We start from the raw sequence: 15169 nt of genomic DNA on the forward strand, positions 1-15169 counted from the left end.
CATCAAGTTCGACACGCTCGTTCGCAACGCCGACAAGATGCAGATCTACAAGTACGTCGTTCATCAGGTCGCCAATGCCTATGGCAAGACGGCAACCTTCATGCCGAAGCCGATCTTCGGCGACAACGGCTCGGGCATGCACGTGCACCAGTCGATCTGGAAGGGCGGCAAGCCGACCTTCGCCGGCGACGAATATGCAGGTCTCTCCGAAACCTGCCTCTACTATATCGGCGGCATCATCAAGCATGCCAAGGCGATCAACGCCTTCACCAACCCGTCGACGAACTCTTACAAGCGTCTCGTCCCGGGTTATGAAGCTCCGGTACTGCTCGCCTATTCCGCCCGCAACCGCTCGGCCTCCTGCCGCATCCCGTTCGGCTCCAACCCGAAGGCCAAGCGCGTCGAAGTCCGCTTCCCGGATCCGACCGCCAACCCCTACCTCGCCTTCGCTGCAATGCTGATGGCAGGCCTCGACGGCATCAAGAACAAGATCCATCCCGGCAAGGCGATGGACAAGGACCTCTACGACCTGCCGCCGAAGGAGCTGAAGAAGATCCCGACCGTTTGCGGTTCTCTGCGCGAAGCGCTCGAAAGCCTGGACAAGGACCGCAAGTTCCTGACAGCCGGCGGCGTCTTCGACGACGATCAGATCGATGCCTTCATCGAACTGAAGATGGCCGAGGTGATGCGCTTCGAAATGACGCCGCATCCGGTCGAATACGACATGTACTACTCGGCATAAGACAAAGACTGAGAGCCCCGGTTCGCCGGGGCCTTTTCGATCCGGAGGTCATGAAAGCGATTGAGCAGACATGACAGTCATGTGACGAAATCCCGTAAAAATCTTGATTTGCGGGGGACCGATCACCAAATCAGGTGAGAAAGGAAGTCGTACCATGAAAGAAAGAGTTGCAAAGTTTAGTATAGGCGAAGTGGTCCGGCACAAGGTTTTTCCGTTTCGCGGCGTCATCTTCGACGTTGATCCGGAGTTCGCGAATACGGAAGAATGGTGGAACTCCATTCCCGCGGAAGTCCGCCCAAGCAAGGACCAGCCGTTCTACCATCTGCTTGCCGAAAACGATGACAGCGAATATGTCGCCTATGTTTCCGAGCAGAACCTGGTGAGCGACGAGAGCGACACGCCACTTCGCAATCCGCAGGTCGAACAGATCTTCGACCGCGGCCCGACGGGCCAGTTCAAACCCAAGATGAGCTTCGCCCACTAAGTCGGATCGCATGACCTCCATAACAAGGCCCCGCATGTCGGGGCCTTTTCTTTTCTCGCATGTCGTTGTCTCAAAACCGCCGCGCACTTTTGCGCGACATGTTTTAACAACAAAAAACCCGGCCTGAAGCCGGGTTTTTCGTGAATTTCTGCAAGCCCCGATTACTGGGCCTTGGCTGCCTTCTGGGCATCTTCCAGCTTCTTGCGGGCTTCTTCAGCCTTCTTCTGCATGCTGTCCTGCAGGCTGCGCTGGCTTTCGGCGAGCTTCGATTCGGAAACCGGTTCGCCGTCATAGGCGCCCGTGAAGCCTTCGAGCGAAACCTTGATCGGGTTTGCAGCACGGCGGAAGTTGATCGAGGTGAAGACCACGTCGCTGCCCTTCTTGAGGCTTGCGATCATGGCGTCCGTGAGCGGGATTTCAGCCGTGCACTTGTCGGGCAGGCAAACGGCGTAATCGAGCTTCTGGCCCTTGCCGCCATCGATCTGCATTGCAATGCCCGGGGGGATCAGGCGTGCGGCGGGAACCGAAACCTGAAGGATCTTGCGGTTGATCTTGCCGGAGACCGAGATCAGGCCGACAGCCGTAACCAGCTGGCCGCCATTGGCGAGAACCAGGTTCTGAACAACGCAGATGTCGTTGTCTTCCTGCTTGCTGCAGGTCTTGTACCAGCCGAGGCGCGGTGCACCGACGGCCTGTGCGGGGGCGTCAGCCGACGCTGCCGGAGCTTGAGCGGCTGCGTCCTGTGCGAAGGACGAAACCGGAGCCGAGGCACCGAAGATCACTGCCATAACGGACAGTGCTGCCCGCATTTTCTTTTCAGACTTGAACATCATAACGAATTCCGTCTCCTGATATCCGTTGCGGGGCTACGTTCGGCCGCCCCAACCACCGGGTCGTTCGGCACTCCACCTCTTAAAAAATTAAGGCAAATGCATGACCCCAAAACTTCGGGTCACGTGTTACATCGCGCTGTTGAAGATATCCAGCATTTCTTTGGCAATTTCGCGGGCATTTTGGCACATAGGTAAAGAAAACAGCGGGTGCGGTTGGAATTGAGCGCTCCCATGTTACCCTGCCGGCGAATCGTGCCCGTCGCCACGCATCAAGGAATTTCAGAATGCTTCGGATCGCCCTTCTCGCCGCTTTCACGCTGATCAGTGGCGCCGCTGCCGCGGAGCCCGTGCATGGAATTGCCATGCACGGTGCGCCGGCGCTGCCTGCCGACTACAAGCACTTCCCTTACGTCAATCCCGACGTGAAGAAGGGCGGGAAAATCACCTATGGCGTGGTCGGCACTTTCGACAGCCTAAATCCCTTTATCCTGAAAAGCATGCGCACAACGGCGCGCGGCATGTGGGATCCGCAATTCGGCAACCTCGTCTACGAATCCATGCTGCAGCGTTCGAGCGACGAGCCCTTCACACTCTACGGCCTGCTGGCGGAAACGGTGGAATGGGATGAAGACCGCACCTTCATCCAGTTCAATCTCAATCCGAAAGCCAAGTGGTCGGACGGGCAGCCGGTCACGCCCGAAGACGTGATCTTTTCCTTCGAATTGTTGCGCGACAAAGGGCGCGTGCCCTTCTCCACCCGTCTCAATCTCGTTTCGAAGATGGAAAAGGTCGGCGACCACAGCGTACGCTTCACCTTCAACGACAAGGCAGACCGTGAAACGCCGATGATCTTCGGCCTGTTTCCGATCCTGCCGAAACATGCGATCGACCTTGATAGTTTCGACCGCAGCACGCTCACGCCGCCCATCGGCTCCGGTCCCTACAAGATCAAGAGCCTGAAGCCGGGCGAAAGCATCACCTACGAGCGCGACCCGAACTATTGGGGCAAGGATATTCCGGCCAAGGTCGGCATGGACAATTACGACCAACTCACCGTGCAGTATTTCCTGCAGGATACGACGCTTTTCGAGGCCTTCAAGAAAGGCGACGTCGACATCTACCTGGAAGGCAATCCGGGGCATTGGGCCAATGCCTATGATTTCCCGGCCGCAACGTCGGGCGCAGTCGTGAAGGATGTGTTCAAGCCAAAACTGCCGAGCGGCATGCTCGGTTTCGTCTTCAACACGCGGCGGCCGATCTTTAGCGATATCAAGATACGCGAGGGCCTGTCGCTGGTCTTCGATTTCGAATGGGCCAACAAGAACCTCTATTCGGGCGCTTACAAGCGCACGCAAAGCTTCTGGCAGAATTCCGATCTCTCGAGTTTCGGGGTACCGGCCGATCCGCGTGAACTGGCGCTGCTCGGACCGATCAAGGACCAGATCGACCCCGCCATCCTTGACGGCAGCTACAAGCTGCCGGTGACCGATGGCTCGGGACGCGACCGCAAGGTGCTGAAGCAGGCCGTCGACTTCCTGAAACAGGGGGGCTACACGATCCAGGGCGGCAAGATGGCGGATGCGAGCGGCAAGCAGCTTGCCTTCGAGATCATGACGCAAAATCCCGATCAGGAAAAACTCGCCGTCGCCTACCAGCGTTCGCTGCAGACGATCGGCGTCGCCGCATCGATCCGCACCGTCGACGATTCGCAGTATCAGAGCCGCACGAACAGCTTCGACTACGACATGATCATGAAGGCCTATACCTCGTCGCTGTCACCCGGTAACGAACAGCTTGGCCGCTGGTCGTCGGCGGCGCGCACGCGTGAAGGGACGGACAGTTTTGCCGGGGCCAACGACCCCAATCTCGATACGCTGATCGATCATCTGCTGCGCTCGCGCTCGACAGAGGATTTCACGGCGTCCGTCCGCTCCTATGACCGGCTGCTGCTCTCCAATCACTATGTGCTGCCGCTCTACCATATCGATCAGCAATGGGTTGCCCGCAACAAGCGCATCGGTCATCCGGATGCGGTGCCGCTCTATGGCTATCAATTGCAGACGTGGTGGGATACGAGCGCGCAATAATCACATCATCGAGCGTGGCGCTCTATTTCCTTTCTCTTGCCTCGGCCTTCCTCTAAAGATCGTCGAAAACATCTTCTATGCGATCGAGCCAACCGTCACTGAGGGATGGCAGAATAAGGAATCAGAATGGAACGCATCACCATCGACGTTGTCTCCGATGTCGTCTGTCCCTGGTGCTATCTCGGCAAGGCGCGGCTGGAGTTGGCGATCGCCGAGGTGCAGGATGAAATCGGCGTCGATATCAACTGGCGCCCCTATCGCCTCAACCCGGATTATCCGCCCGAAGGCGTCGACCAGAAGAAGATGCTGGAGCAGAAACTCGGTGGCTCCGAACGCGTCGCCGAGGCGCACAAGATGCTGACCAACTACGGCCGTGAAGTCGGCATCAACTTCAATTTCGAAGCCATCAAGATTGGGCCGAACACACTCGACGCGCACCGCCTGATCCACTGGGCCGTCGTCGAGGACCGGCAGAAGCAGGAGGCCGTGGTCGCGGCGCTGTTCAAGGCCAATTTCGAGGAAGGCCGCAATGTCGGCGATCATGAAGTGCTACTCGACATCGCCGAGGAGGCAGGCCTGCAGCGCTCCGTTATTGCTGCCCTGCTCGCTTCCGATGCGGACAGCAGCGTTATTCTCTCGGAAATCGACGCAGCGCAGCGCATGGGTGTCAACGGCGTGCCGTTCTTCATCTTCGACCAGCAGTATGCCGTAAGTGGCGCACAAACGCCCGACGTGTTGGCGGGAGCGCTACGCGAAATCGCCAAGGCAAAGTCCGAAGCGCGCGCCGGGATGAACTGACTCCGACGATCGGCGATAAAGGACGAGAGTGAGGGCAGTCCGGTTTGACCGGGCTGCCCTTAATTTTTGGCCAGTTCCGCAAGCTGCGTCATGATGACGGCTGCACCCTGCAGGCGCTTTTCGGGGGTCGGCAGATCGCGGGTCAGGAAGAGGCTGTGGTCAGAACGGATCTTCGCCATCGCGCCCTGCTTGCCGATATAACCGACGAGATTGGCCGGGTTCGGGAATTCCTTGTTGCGGAACTGTACGACGACGCCCTTGGGGCCGGCATCGAGCTTCTCGACATTGGCCGTGCGGCAGAGCGACTTGATATAGACGATCTTCAGCAGGTGTTGGACCTCCACCGGCATCGGGCCGAAGCGGTCGATCATCTCGGCACCGAAGCCATCGATCTCCTTGAGATCGGTGAGTTCGCCGAGGCGGCGGTAAAGCGCCATGCGCAGGTGCAGGTCGGGCACGTAACCTTCCGGGATCATCACGGTCGTACCGACGGATATCTGCGGCGACCAGCCGCTATCCTGGATCTCGTCGACACCCTTCACCTCGGCGACCGCCTCTTCCAGCATCTGCTGGTAAAGCTCGAAACCGACTTCCTTGATATGGCCGGACTGCTCCTCGCCGAGCAAGTTGCCGGCGCCGCGTATATCGAGGTCATGGCTTGCAAGCTGGAAGCCTGCGCCGAGCGTATCCAGCGACTGCAGCACCTTGAGGCGGCGCTCGGCCGTTGCGGTCAGAACCTTGTTGACCGGCAGCGTGAAGAGCGCGAAAGCGCGCACCTTCGAGCGGCCGACACGGCCGCGCAACTGGTAGAGCTGGGCGAGGCCGAACATATCGGCGCGATGGACGATCAATGTATTGGCCGTCGGCACGTCGAGGCCGGATTCGACGATGGTGGTCGAGAGCAGCACATCGTAACGGCCTTCGTAGAAGGCATTCATGATGTCCTCCAGTTCGCCGGCCGGCATCTGACCGTGGGCCACGGCAACCTTCAGTTCAGGCACGTCGGACTGCAGGAAGGCGTGGACATCCTCCAGATCGGCAAGGCGCGGGCAGACATAGAAGCTCTGGCCGCCGCGATAGTGCTCGCGCATCAGTGTCTCGCGGATGACGAGGCTGTCGAAGGGCGAAATGAAGGTGCGCACCGCCATACGGTCGACCGGCGGCGTGGTGATGAGCGAAAGCTCGCGTACCCCGGTCATGGCGAGCTGCAGCGTACGCGGGATCGGCGTTGCCGAAAGCGTCAGCACGTGTACGTCGCTCTTCAGCTCCTTCAGCCGCTCCTTGTGCTTGACACCAAAATGCTGCTCTTCGTCGATGATCAACAGACCGAGATTGGCGAAGCTGATGCCGGCGCCGAGCAGCGCATGGGTGCCGACGACGATGTCGGTCTTGCCGTCGGCCACCTCCTTCTTGGTGAGCGCCAGCTCCTTGGAGCCGACGAGGCGCGAGGCCTGCTGGATGCGGATCGGCAGACCACGGAACCGCTCGGAGAAAGTCTTGAAATGTTGACGGGAGAGCAGCGTCGTCGGCACGACGACGGCGACCTGCACGCCGTTCATCGCAGCGACGAAGGCGGCGCGCAGCGCCACTTCCGTCTTGCCGAAGCCGACGTCGCCGCAGACCAAGCGATCCATCGGGCGGCCGGCGCCGAGATCTCCGCGCACGGCCTCGATGGCGTTTTCCTGATCTTCCGTTTCATCATAGGGGAAACGGGCGGCGAACTCGTCATAGAGCCCTTCCGGCGTCGTCAGCACGGGCGCGTGGCGCGTCAGGCGCTCGGCGGCGATGCGGATCAGCGCGTCGGCCATATCCAAGAGGCGACGCTTGAGCTTGGCCTTGCGCATCTGCCATGCGCCGCCGCCGAGCTTGTCGAGCTGTACTTCCGTGCCCTCGCCACCGAAGCGTGACAAGAGATCGATGTTTTCGACCGGCAGGAAGAGTTTTGCCTCATCAGCATATTGCAGCTCGAGACAAGCATGCGGCGCACCGGCCGCCTCGATAGTGCGAAGGCCGACGAAACGGCCGATGCCATGTTCGGCGTGGACGACGATCGATCCTTCGTCCAGCCCGGCGACTTCGGAGATGAAGTCTGCCGCACGCTTCCTGCGGCGGGAGCGGCGCACCATACGGTCGCCGAGAATATCCTGCTCGCCGATGACGATGAGATCACCGGTCTCGAAACCGGATTCGAGGCTGAGAACGGCTGCTGCCGCCTCACCCTTCGCAAGGCCGGAGACATCCTTCAGCGTCGTAATCGGCTTCACGCGTTCGAGGCCGTGTTCGTTCAGCACCTGCAGCAGGCGTTCGAGCGAACCCTCGGTCCAGGCGGTGATGATGATCTTCGCACCGCCGGCGCGTTTGTCGGCAATGTGCTTGACGACGACGTCGAAAACATTGACGCGCTCGGATTCACCGCCACCTTCGGCATTGGAACGCGCCCAGCGCTGGCCCTGGCGCGCATCGAGATTGACAACGCGGCGCGCCTCGCCTTCGTGCTCGTTGAAGGGCGACACACGGATGGCGTTTATCGCATCGAGCGTGCGCACGAAGGTCTTGCTGTCGAGGTACAGCTGCCCAGGCGAGACTGGCTTATAGGGCGTGCCCTGGGCCATCTGGCCTTTGCCCGGCTGGCCGGAATTCAGGCGTGCGTCATAATAGTCGTAAACGAGCTTGGACCGTTCTTCGGCCGCCTCACGCACCGTGTGATCGGTGACGATGCGGAAACCGGAGAGGTAATCAAACACCGTATCCAGCTTCTCGTAGAAAAGCGGCAGCCAGTGCTCCATGCCGGGATAGCGGCGGCCCTCCGATACGGCGAGGTAGAGCGCGTCGTCGCGCGTGGCGGCGCCGAAGGTGGAGAGGTAGTTCTTGCGGAAACGGCTGATCGTATCCGGCGTCAGCGTCACTTCGCTCATCGGATTGAGATCGAGGGAACGCACCTGGCCGATCGTGCGCTGGCTGGCCGGATCGAAGCTGCGGATGCTCTCCAGCGTATCGCCGAAGAAATCCAGGCGAACCGGTTCTTCCGAACCGGGCACGAAGACATCGAGGATGCCGCCGCGCACGGCATATTCGCCGACCTCGCGCACGGTTGCCACACGCTCGAAGCCGTTGCGCTCCAACCGACCGGCAATATCCTCCATGCGCACCTGGTTGCCAGGGCGCGCCGAGAAGGTCAGGCTTTCGATGATGTCCTGCGGTGCCACTTTCTGCAGCATCGCATTGGCCGTCACCAACACGATTGCCGCATGCGGCTTCTTGCGATGGGCGATCAGGCCCGAGAGCGCTGCCAGACGGCGTGCCGAGGTATCGGCGCTCGGCGAGACACGGTCATAGGGAAGACAATCCCAGGCTGGCAGTGTCAGGACCGGGATATCGGGCGCGACGAAGCCCAGCATCTGCTCCAGGTCGGCCATGCGATGACCGTCCGACAGCACATAGGCAACGGGTTCGCCGTTGCGGGCGAGCTCCGCAAGCAGCAGCGGTTCCATGCCCGCAGGCACGTTGCCGATCGTCAGCGGCTCCGCGGCGGCTGCAAGCTTCTTGGCGTCAAAACCAGGGATCATTCAGGTATCCGGGGCGTGTCAAAATCGGGCTTATAGGCGGCGATGCGGGCAAACATGGGCGTCTGTAAGTGCTCGGGCGTCGGCCAGGTTCCCATGATCCAGCGCACGAGATCATTGTCCTCCTCGGCCATGATCGTCTCGAACTCGTCGAGCTCGGCTTCGCTCATGGTGGGAAGTTCGTTTTCAGCGAACTGGCCGAAGACAAGATCCATCTCTCTGATACCGCGATGCCAGCAACGGAAAAGAATCCGGCGGCGGCGCGGGTCAAGACCGGCGCTCGTGAGCGTTACACCTGTCATGGCATTCACCTTCTTTGTTGATGCGCCTCTATAGACCGTCGAAAGCGGCTTGTCAGCCTTGCCAAGGCCCTATTGTTCATCGCATTTTGGCGCCCATGCGCCCCGCTATTCTCGATCCGCTGTTTTCTCCCGTTTCGGGCCTTCCTGGCGTCGGCCCGAAGATCTCGGAGCTCTTCGTCAAGCTGTTCGGACGCGAGACGCCTGACGATTGTCGTGTCATCGACCTGCTGTTCCACGCCCCTTACTCGCTGATCGACCGCCGCAACCAGCCAGGGATTGCCCGCGCGCCGCAAGGCGCAATCGTAACCATCACTGCGCGTGTCGACCGGCATCAGGCGCCGCCGCGCGGCAATCGCAATGTCCCCTACCGGGTCTTTCTGCATGACGAAACCGGCGAGCTGACGCTCGTCTTCTTCCGCGGCCAGGCCGCATGGCTGGAAAAACAGCTGCCGATTGATGAAGAAGTGACCGTCAGCGGCAAGGTCGATTGGTTTAACGGCCGCCCCTCCATGGTCCACCCCGACTATATCGTCAAGGCGAGCGAAGCCGAGAACCTGCCGCTGGTCGAGCCGATCTATCCGTTGACGGCGGGGCTTTCACCGAAGACGCTGCGCAAGATCATAGAGGCTGCTCTGCCGCGCATGCCGGAGCTGCCGGAATGGATCGATCTTTCGCTGGCGCAGAAGCAGGGCCTGCCGTCGATCCGCGACAGCTTTCACATGCTGCACGAGCCGCGGGATCCGTCCGACATCGATCCGCAAGCTCCTGCCCGCCGCCGGCTTGCCTATGACGAGTTTCTGGCCGGTCAGCTATCGCTATCGCTGGTGCGCCAGAGGCTGCGCAAAGTGGCTGGGCAACCCGTACATGCCACTGGAGAAATCAGCGGCAAAATATTGCAAAATCTTCCCTTTTCGCCAACACGCAGCCAGACGGAGGCCATTGCCGACGTCCTGAAGGACATGGCCGGCACGGAGCGCATGCTGCGGCTGCTGCAAGGCGATGTCGGCTCCGGCAAGACGCTGGTCGCGCTGCTGTCGATGGCCGCCGTCATCGAGAGCGGCGGACAGGCTGTGCTGATGGCGCCGACGGAAATTCTGGCCCGCCAGCATCATGCGACGATCTCGAAATTCGCAGCCGCCGCCGATCTCGGCGTCGAAGTGCTGACAGGCCGCACCAAAGGCCGCGAGCGGGAAGATATACTTGAGCGCATTGCGTCGGGCGAAGCGCAGATCATCATCGGCACGCATGCCCTCTTCCAGGACAGCGTCAATTACAAGAACCTGATGCTGGCTGTTGTCGACGAGCAGCATCGTTTCGGCGTGCACCAGCGCTTGCGGCTGACGGCAAAGGGAATCTCGCCGCATATGCTGGTCATGACGGCGACGCCGATCCCGCGCACGCTGGTGCTGGCAGCCTTCGGCGACATGGACGTCTCGAAGCTGACGGAGAAACCGGCTGGCCGCAAACCGATCCAGACGATCACCGTTCCGACCGAGCGGACCGGCGAGATCGTCGGCCGGCTGAAGAGCGCGTTGATGGAAGGCAAGAAAGCCTACTGGATCTGCCCGTTGGTCGAGGAATCCGAAGAAGTCGACCTGATGTCAGCAGAAGAGCGACATGCGACGCTTGTCTCGGCGCTCGGCCCCGGCATTGGCCTTATCCATGGGCGCATGAGCGGGCCTGAGAAGGATGCCGTGATGCTGGCTTTCAAGAGCGGTGAATTGCGGCTGCTGGTGGCGACGACCGTCGTCGAAGTCGGCGTCGACGTGCCGGATGCGACGATCATGGTGATCGAACATGCCGAGCGCTTCGGACTGGCGCAGCTGCACCAGCTTCGCGGACGTGTCGGACGGGGCGACGAGGCCTCAACCTGCATCCTGCTCTATAAAGGTCCCCTCGGGGAAACGGGCCATGCGCGGCTCTCCATCATGCGCGAAACGGAAGACGGCTTCCGGATTGCGGAAGAGGATCTGAAGCTGCGCGGCGAAGGCGAAGTTCTCGGGACGCGCCAGTCAGGTACGCCGGGCTTTCGTATCGCCAGTCTCGAGGCGCATGCCGACCTCCTGGAGATCGCCCGCAAGGACGCGGCCTATCTGATCGAGCGCGATCCGGAACTGACGAGCGAGCGCGGCGAGGCAGTACGCACCTTGCTCTATCTCTTCCGTCGAGACGAAGCGATCCGGTTCCTCAGAGCCGGTTAGAGCCTTTCTTGGTCAGATTGCGGCATTCTGACCAGGAAAGCTCTAGTCGACCTTGGATATCGCCTTCGGCTTGGGACGCAGGACCGGCAAATGTTCCGGGGCGACGAGGCCGCCTGATATCAGGAATTTGGCGGCATCCTCCGGGTTCATGTCGAGCATGACGATCTTCTCGCGCGGAACGAAGATGAGAAAGCCGGCCGTCGGCACCGGTGTTGGCGGCAGGAAGACCGCGACCATATCCTCACCCATCGCATTGAACTTCGAGCCAATCTCACCCTTGGCATCGGTGGCGATGAAAACGAGCGCCCAAAGGCCTGGGCCAGGATATTCGATCAGGCCGACCTTCTTGAAGGAATTCGACTGTTCCTTCAGCACCGTTTCGAAGATCTGCTTCACGCTTCTGTAGATGGTGCGCACCAGCGGCATGCGCTGAACGATAGATTCGCCGAAGCGGACGATGCTCTGACCGATGAGGTTCTTGCCGAGGAAGCCAACGATCGTGATGATAATCACCGCGGTTAGCAGGCCGAAACCGGGAATGGCGAAATTTATATAGCTTTCCGGATTCCAGCGCTCCGGGATATAGGGCCGCACCCAGCTGTCCGACCAATGAATGAAGGTCCAGGTCAGCCAGATGGTGATCGCGATCGGCGCGCAGATGATAAGGCCGGCGAGAAAATTATTCCTCAGCCGCATTGCGACCGGCACTCGGGGAGCCTTCTCGGTCATCTTTTCTGATGAACTCCGTTTCAGTCTTTAGACAGGCCGGTTCACCGGCCTTCCCCCTGTGTCCATAGGCTCAAAATTGCCAGAATTCGCCTTGTCGCACAACTTGTTTCAGCCTTGAAGGGCTTACTCCACAGTCACCGATTTTGCGAGGTTGCGCGGCTGGTCGACGTCCGTGCCCATGAAGACCGCCGTGTGGTAGGCAAGCAGCTGGATCGGCAGCGAGAAGATCATCGGCGAGATGATTTCATCGACGTTCGGCAGCGTGATCGTTGCCATGGTTGGCAGTTTCGAAGCAGCTGCACCGGCTTCATCGGTGATGAAGATGATGCGGCCGCCGCGGGCTGCGACTTCCTGCATGTTGGACACGGTCTTGTCGAAGAAACGGTCATAAGGTGCGATGACAATGACGGGCATGTTTTCGTCGATCAACGCGATCGGTCCATGCTTCAGCTCGCCGGCGGCATAACCTTCAGCGTGGATATAGGAGATTTCCTTAAGCTTCAGTGCGCCCTCCATGGCGAGCGGGAAGCTGGTGCCGCGGCCGAGATAGAGCACGTCCTTGCACTTGGAGAGTTCGCGCGACAAGCCTTCCATCTGCGGCTGGATGAGATTGAGGACGCGGCTCATGATCCGCGGCATTTCCGCAAGGTGGCGCACCATCGCCTTCTCGTCATCGGCACTGATGGTGCCGCGGGCGCGGCCAGCGCCAATCGCGAGTGAGGCAAGCACGGCAAGCTGGCAGGTGAAGGCCTTGGTGGAGGCAACGCCGATTTCCGGGCCGGCCATGATCGGGAAGACGGCATCGGATTCACGGGCGATGGTCGATTCCCGCACGTTGACGACGGCGCCGATCTTCAGACCGTTGTCTTTGCAGTAGCGCAGCGATGCCAGCGTATCGGCAGTCTCCCCCGACTGTGAGATGAAGAGGGCTGCCTGTGAGGGCTGCAGCGGCATTTCGCGGTAACGGAACTCAGAGGCGACGTCGATTTCGACCGGCAGGCGCGCATAGCGCTCGAACCAGTATTTGCCGATAAGGCCGGCGAGATAGGCGGTACCGCAGGCCGAGATCGCAAGGCCGGTCGCGGCCTTAAAATCGATGGCGGATGCATTCGGGCTGATCGTGTTAGCAGCGAAGTCCACGTAGTGGCTCAGCGCGTGGGAGATCACCTCCGGCTGCTCGTAGATTTCCTTTTCCATGAAGTGGCGGTGATTGCCCTTGTCGACGACATAGGCAGTCGCCTGCGAGATCTGGCGCGGACGCTTGACGACCTTGCCGGAGAAATCAAGCACGGTTGCACCATCCCGGGTGATGATGGCCCAATCGCCGTCGACGAGATAGGTAATCTCATTAGTAAAGGGCGACAGCGCAATGGCATCCGAGCCCAGGAACATTTCGCCCTTTCCATAGCCGACAGCAAGCGGCGGGCCGGATCGGGCAGCCATGATCGTGCCGGGATCGTTCTTCAGCATGACGGCCAGCGCATAGGCGCCGGTGACGCGGTTCAGCATCTTCAGCATGGCTTCGCGCGGAGAATGGCCCTCACGTAGATATTTCGCCATCAGATGAGCGACGACTTCCGTATCAGTCTGGCTCTGAAAGGCAGCACCCTCATGGCTCAGCTCGTCACGCAATTCGGAGAAATTCTCGATGATGCCGTTATGGACGACGGCGACACCTTCGACGAAATGCGGATGGGCATTGGTCTCGTTCGGCACGCCATGGGTTGCCCAGCGCGTGTGGGCGATGCCGGTCGTTCCCGGCAGTGGTTCGCTGTCGAGACGGTTCTCGAGGTTGAAGAGCTTGCCCTCGGCGCGACGGCGATCCATCACGCCTTCATGGATCGTGGCGACGCCGGCGGAATCGTAACCGCGATATTCCAACCGCTTCAGCGCATCGACAAGACGGCTCGCAACCGGCGCATTTCCGACGATCCCCACAATTCCGCACATGCAAACTTCCCCTCAGACCTGTTCAGTGAGGCCACTCCTAGCGATTCCCGCTTATTTCTCAATTGGTAGAGCGGTCACTTTCGATTTCCGCACGTTACGGACGAAGGTCAGCCTTTGGCTTTCTTCGCCGCCTTGATGGCGAGCGCCCGTTCTCGCAGGAGCTTGGCGCGTTCGGGCTTGATCTCCTGCCGGGCGCGACCGAAGGCGAGCGCATCATCAGGCACATCCGCCGTGATGACGCTGCCCGATGCGATATAGGCGCTATCGCCGATCGTGACAGGAGCGACCAGCGAGGAATTCGAACCGATGAAAGCATCCTTGCCGATGACGGTCTCGAACTTGTTCACCCCGTCATAGTTGCAGGTAATCGTGCCGGCGCCGATATTTGTGCCGGAGCCGATAACGGCGTCGCCGATATAGGTCAGGTGGTTGACCTTGGCGCCCTCCCCGATCTTGCCGTTCTTGACTTCGCAGAAATTGCCGACCTTGGATCCAATAGAGAGATCCGCACCCGGACGCAGACGGGCGAAAGGACCGACCGTTGCGCCTTCGCTCACGTGCGCGCCTTCGATATGCGAGAAGGCATGGATGACAGCGCCGCCATCGATGACGGCACCGGGGCCGAAGACGACATTCGGTTCGATCAGCGCATCCTGGCCGATGACGGTGTCGTAGCAGAGGAACACCGTTTCCGGCGCGATCATCGTCACACCCGAGAGCATCAGCTCGTGGCGGCGGCGCTCCTGCCAGAAGCGTTCGATCGTAGCAAGTTCGGCGCGATTGTTGCAGCCAGCCATCTCGACTTCAGGCGCATCGACGGCGGTAACGCGGCCGCCAAGCGAGCGGGCGATTTCGACGAGATCGGTCAGATAATATTCGCCCTTGGCATTGCTGTTGCCGATGCGCGACAGCAGGTCGAGCGCCTTGCGGCCGTTGATCGCCATGAGGCCGCTGTTGCACCACTTGACGGCGCGCTCGGCATCCGTTGCATCCTTCTCCTCGCGGATGGCAATCAATTCGCCGTCCTTGACGAGCAGGCGTCCGTAGCCGGTCGGACGGTCCGTATGAAACCCGATGACAACGATGTCGCTGCCTTCGGCCAGAGCCTTGCGGGCTTCGAACAGCGGACCGGCGGTCTGCAGCGGCACGTCGCCGTAAGTCACGAGAATATCGTCATAGCCTTCGGCAATTGCTTCACGGGCGGCGAGAACGGCGTGGCCGGTACCGAGGCGCTGTTCCTGGATATATGATTTGACCGTCACGCCGCCGATATCGGCAGCCTTCGCCACTCTCTCGGCATCCCGGCCGACGACGAGGGCGACGGAGGAAACTCCCGTAGCAGCCACGGCATCGACGACATGAGCGATCATCGGTCGGCCGGCGACATCATGAAGCACCTTCGACTTTGAGGATTTCATTCGCGTGCTGTCACCGGCGGCGAGAATGACGGCAAGGCAGGTGCGTTCCATGGCAGACTCCG

General features: G+C 60.4%; 11 protein-coding genes. 5 read left to right on the forward strand and 6 right to left on the reverse strand.

What is annotated here, in order from left to right; genetic code table 11:
- Positions 1 to 742, forward strand: a 742-nt coding sequence (locus H4W29_RS00005; RefSeq protein ID WP_512700525.1) for a glutamine synthetase family protein, incomplete at its 5' end; no start/stop codon positions are given.
- 154 nt (positions 743 to 896) lie between these two features.
- Positions 897 to 1226, forward strand: a complete 330-nt coding sequence (hspQ, locus tag H4W29_RS00010) for a heat shock protein HspQ (protein WP_007811955.1) — start codon at positions 897 to 899, stop codon at positions 1224 to 1226.
- A 161-nt stretch (positions 1227 to 1387) separates the two neighbouring features.
- Here hspQ and H4W29_RS00015 read toward each other — a convergent pair whose 3' ends face one another.
- The gene (locus tag H4W29_RS00015) at positions 1388 to 2059 is read right to left on the reverse strand and encodes an invasion associated locus B family protein (RefSeq protein WP_192727134.1); all 672 of its coding nucleotides are present in this window, start codon (positions 2057 to 2059) and stop codon (positions 1388 to 1390) included.
- A gap of 284 nt (positions 2060 to 2343) precedes the next feature.
- Here H4W29_RS00015 and H4W29_RS00020 point away from each other — a divergent pair, with 284 nt between their 5' ends.
- Both H4W29_RS00020 and H4W29_RS00025 read left to right on the forward strand, forming a co-directional pair.
- A complete protein-coding gene (locus H4W29_RS00020) occupies positions 2344 to 4146 on the forward strand; it encodes an extracellular solute-binding protein (protein ID WP_192727135.1) in 1803 nt (600 codons plus the stop codon).
- 126 nt (positions 4147 to 4272) lie between these two features.
- Positions 4273 to 4944: a DsbA family oxidoreductase gene (locus tag H4W29_RS00025; RefSeq protein WP_192727136.1), complete on the forward strand. Its 672-nt coding sequence runs from the start codon at positions 4273 to 4275 to the stop codon at positions 4942 to 4944.
- Positions 4945 to 5003: 59 nt separating this feature from the next.
- Here the strand turns inward: H4W29_RS00025 and mfd are convergent, their stop codons facing one another.
- Positions 5004 to 8510 (reverse strand): transcription-repair coupling factor, encoded by a 3507-nt coding sequence (mfd, locus tag H4W29_RS00030; RefSeq protein ID WP_192727137.1) that lies wholly within the window; start codon positions 8508 to 8510, stop codon positions 5004 to 5006.
- On the reverse strand, positions 8507 to 8809 hold the full coding sequence (locus tag H4W29_RS00035) for an FAD assembly factor SdhE (RefSeq protein ID WP_192727138.1): 303 nt from the start codon (positions 8807 to 8809) through the stop codon (positions 8507 to 8509). The genes mfd and H4W29_RS00035 overlap by 4 nt, the downstream gene beginning before the upstream one ends.
- Positions 8810 to 8904: 95 nt before the next feature.
- On the opposite strand from H4W29_RS00035, the gene recG reads away from it, so the two are divergent.
- Positions 8905 to 11010, forward strand: coding sequence for an ATP-dependent DNA helicase RecG (recG, locus tag H4W29_RS00040; RefSeq protein ID WP_192727139.1), 2106 nt, complete (start codon positions 8905 to 8907; stop codon positions 11008 to 11010).
- Between the two features lie 42 nt (positions 11011 to 11052).
- Here the strand turns inward: recG and H4W29_RS00045 are convergent, their stop codons facing one another.
- The 3 genes from H4W29_RS00045 to glmU form a co-directional block, all read right to left on the reverse strand.
- Positions 11053 to 11739: a DUF502 domain-containing protein gene (locus tag H4W29_RS00045; protein WP_192727140.1), complete on the reverse strand. Its 687-nt coding sequence runs from the start codon at positions 11737 to 11739 to the stop codon at positions 11053 to 11055.
- A gap of 123 nt (positions 11740 to 11862) precedes the next feature.
- The gene (glmS, locus tag H4W29_RS00050) at positions 11863 to 13689 is read right to left on the reverse strand and encodes a glutamine--fructose-6-phosphate transaminase (isomerizing) (protein WP_192727141.1); all 1827 of its coding nucleotides are present in this window, start codon (positions 13687 to 13689) and stop codon (positions 11863 to 11865) included.
- Positions 13690 to 13796: 107 nt separating this feature from the next.
- Positions 13797 to 15158, reverse strand: a complete 1362-nt coding sequence (glmU, locus tag H4W29_RS00055; protein ID WP_192727142.1) for a bifunctional UDP-N-acetylglucosamine diphosphorylase/glucosamine-1-phosphate N-acetyltransferase GlmU — start codon at positions 15156 to 15158, stop codon at positions 13797 to 13799.
- Between the last annotated feature and the right edge of the window lie 11 nt (positions 15159 to 15169).

Source organism: Rhizobium viscosum (assembly GCF_014873945.1).
GTDB classification, from domain to species: Bacteria; Pseudomonadota; Alphaproteobacteria; order Rhizobiales; family Rhizobiaceae; genus Rhizobium; species Rhizobium viscosum.

What these genes read in the sequence shown, in the direction of transcription:
- hspQ (WP_007811955.1), top strand. Translation starts at nt 897, where the DNA reads ATGAAAGAAAGAGTTGCAAAGTTTAGTATAGGCGAAGTGGTCCGGCAC.
- H4W29_RS00015 (WP_192727134.1), bottom strand. Translation starts at nt 2,059, where the DNA reads ATGATGTTCAAGTCTGAAAAGAAAATGCGGGCAGCACTGTCCGTTATG.
- H4W29_RS00020 (WP_192727135.1), top strand. Translation starts at nt 2,344, where the DNA reads ATGCTTCGGATCGCCCTTCTCGCCGCTTTCACGCTGATCAGTGGCGCC.
- H4W29_RS00025 (WP_192727136.1), top strand. Translation starts at nt 4,273, where the DNA reads ATGGAACGCATCACCATCGACGTTGTCTCCGATGTCGTCTGTCCCTGG.
- mfd (WP_192727137.1), bottom strand. Translation starts at nt 8,510, where the DNA reads ATGATCCCTGGTTTTGACGCCAAGAAGCTTGCAGCCGCCGCGGAGCCG.
- H4W29_RS00035 (WP_192727138.1), bottom strand. Translation starts at nt 8,809, where the DNA reads ATGACAGGTGTAACGCTCACGAGCGCCGGTCTTGACCCGCGCCGCCGC.
- recG (WP_192727139.1), top strand. Translation starts at nt 8,905, where the DNA reads ATGCGCCCCGCTATTCTCGATCCGCTGTTTTCTCCCGTTTCGGGCCTT.
- H4W29_RS00045 (WP_192727140.1), bottom strand. Translation starts at nt 11,739, where the DNA reads ATGACCGAGAAGGCTCCCCGAGTGCCGGTCGCAATGCGGCTGAGGAAT.
- glmS (WP_192727141.1), bottom strand. Translation starts at nt 13,689, where the DNA reads ATGTGCGGAATTGTGGGGATCGTCGGAAATGCGCCGGTTGCGAGCCGT.
- glmU (WP_192727142.1), bottom strand. Translation starts at nt 15,158, where the DNA reads ATGGAACGCACCTGCCTTGCCGTCATTCTCGCCGCCGGTGACAGCACG.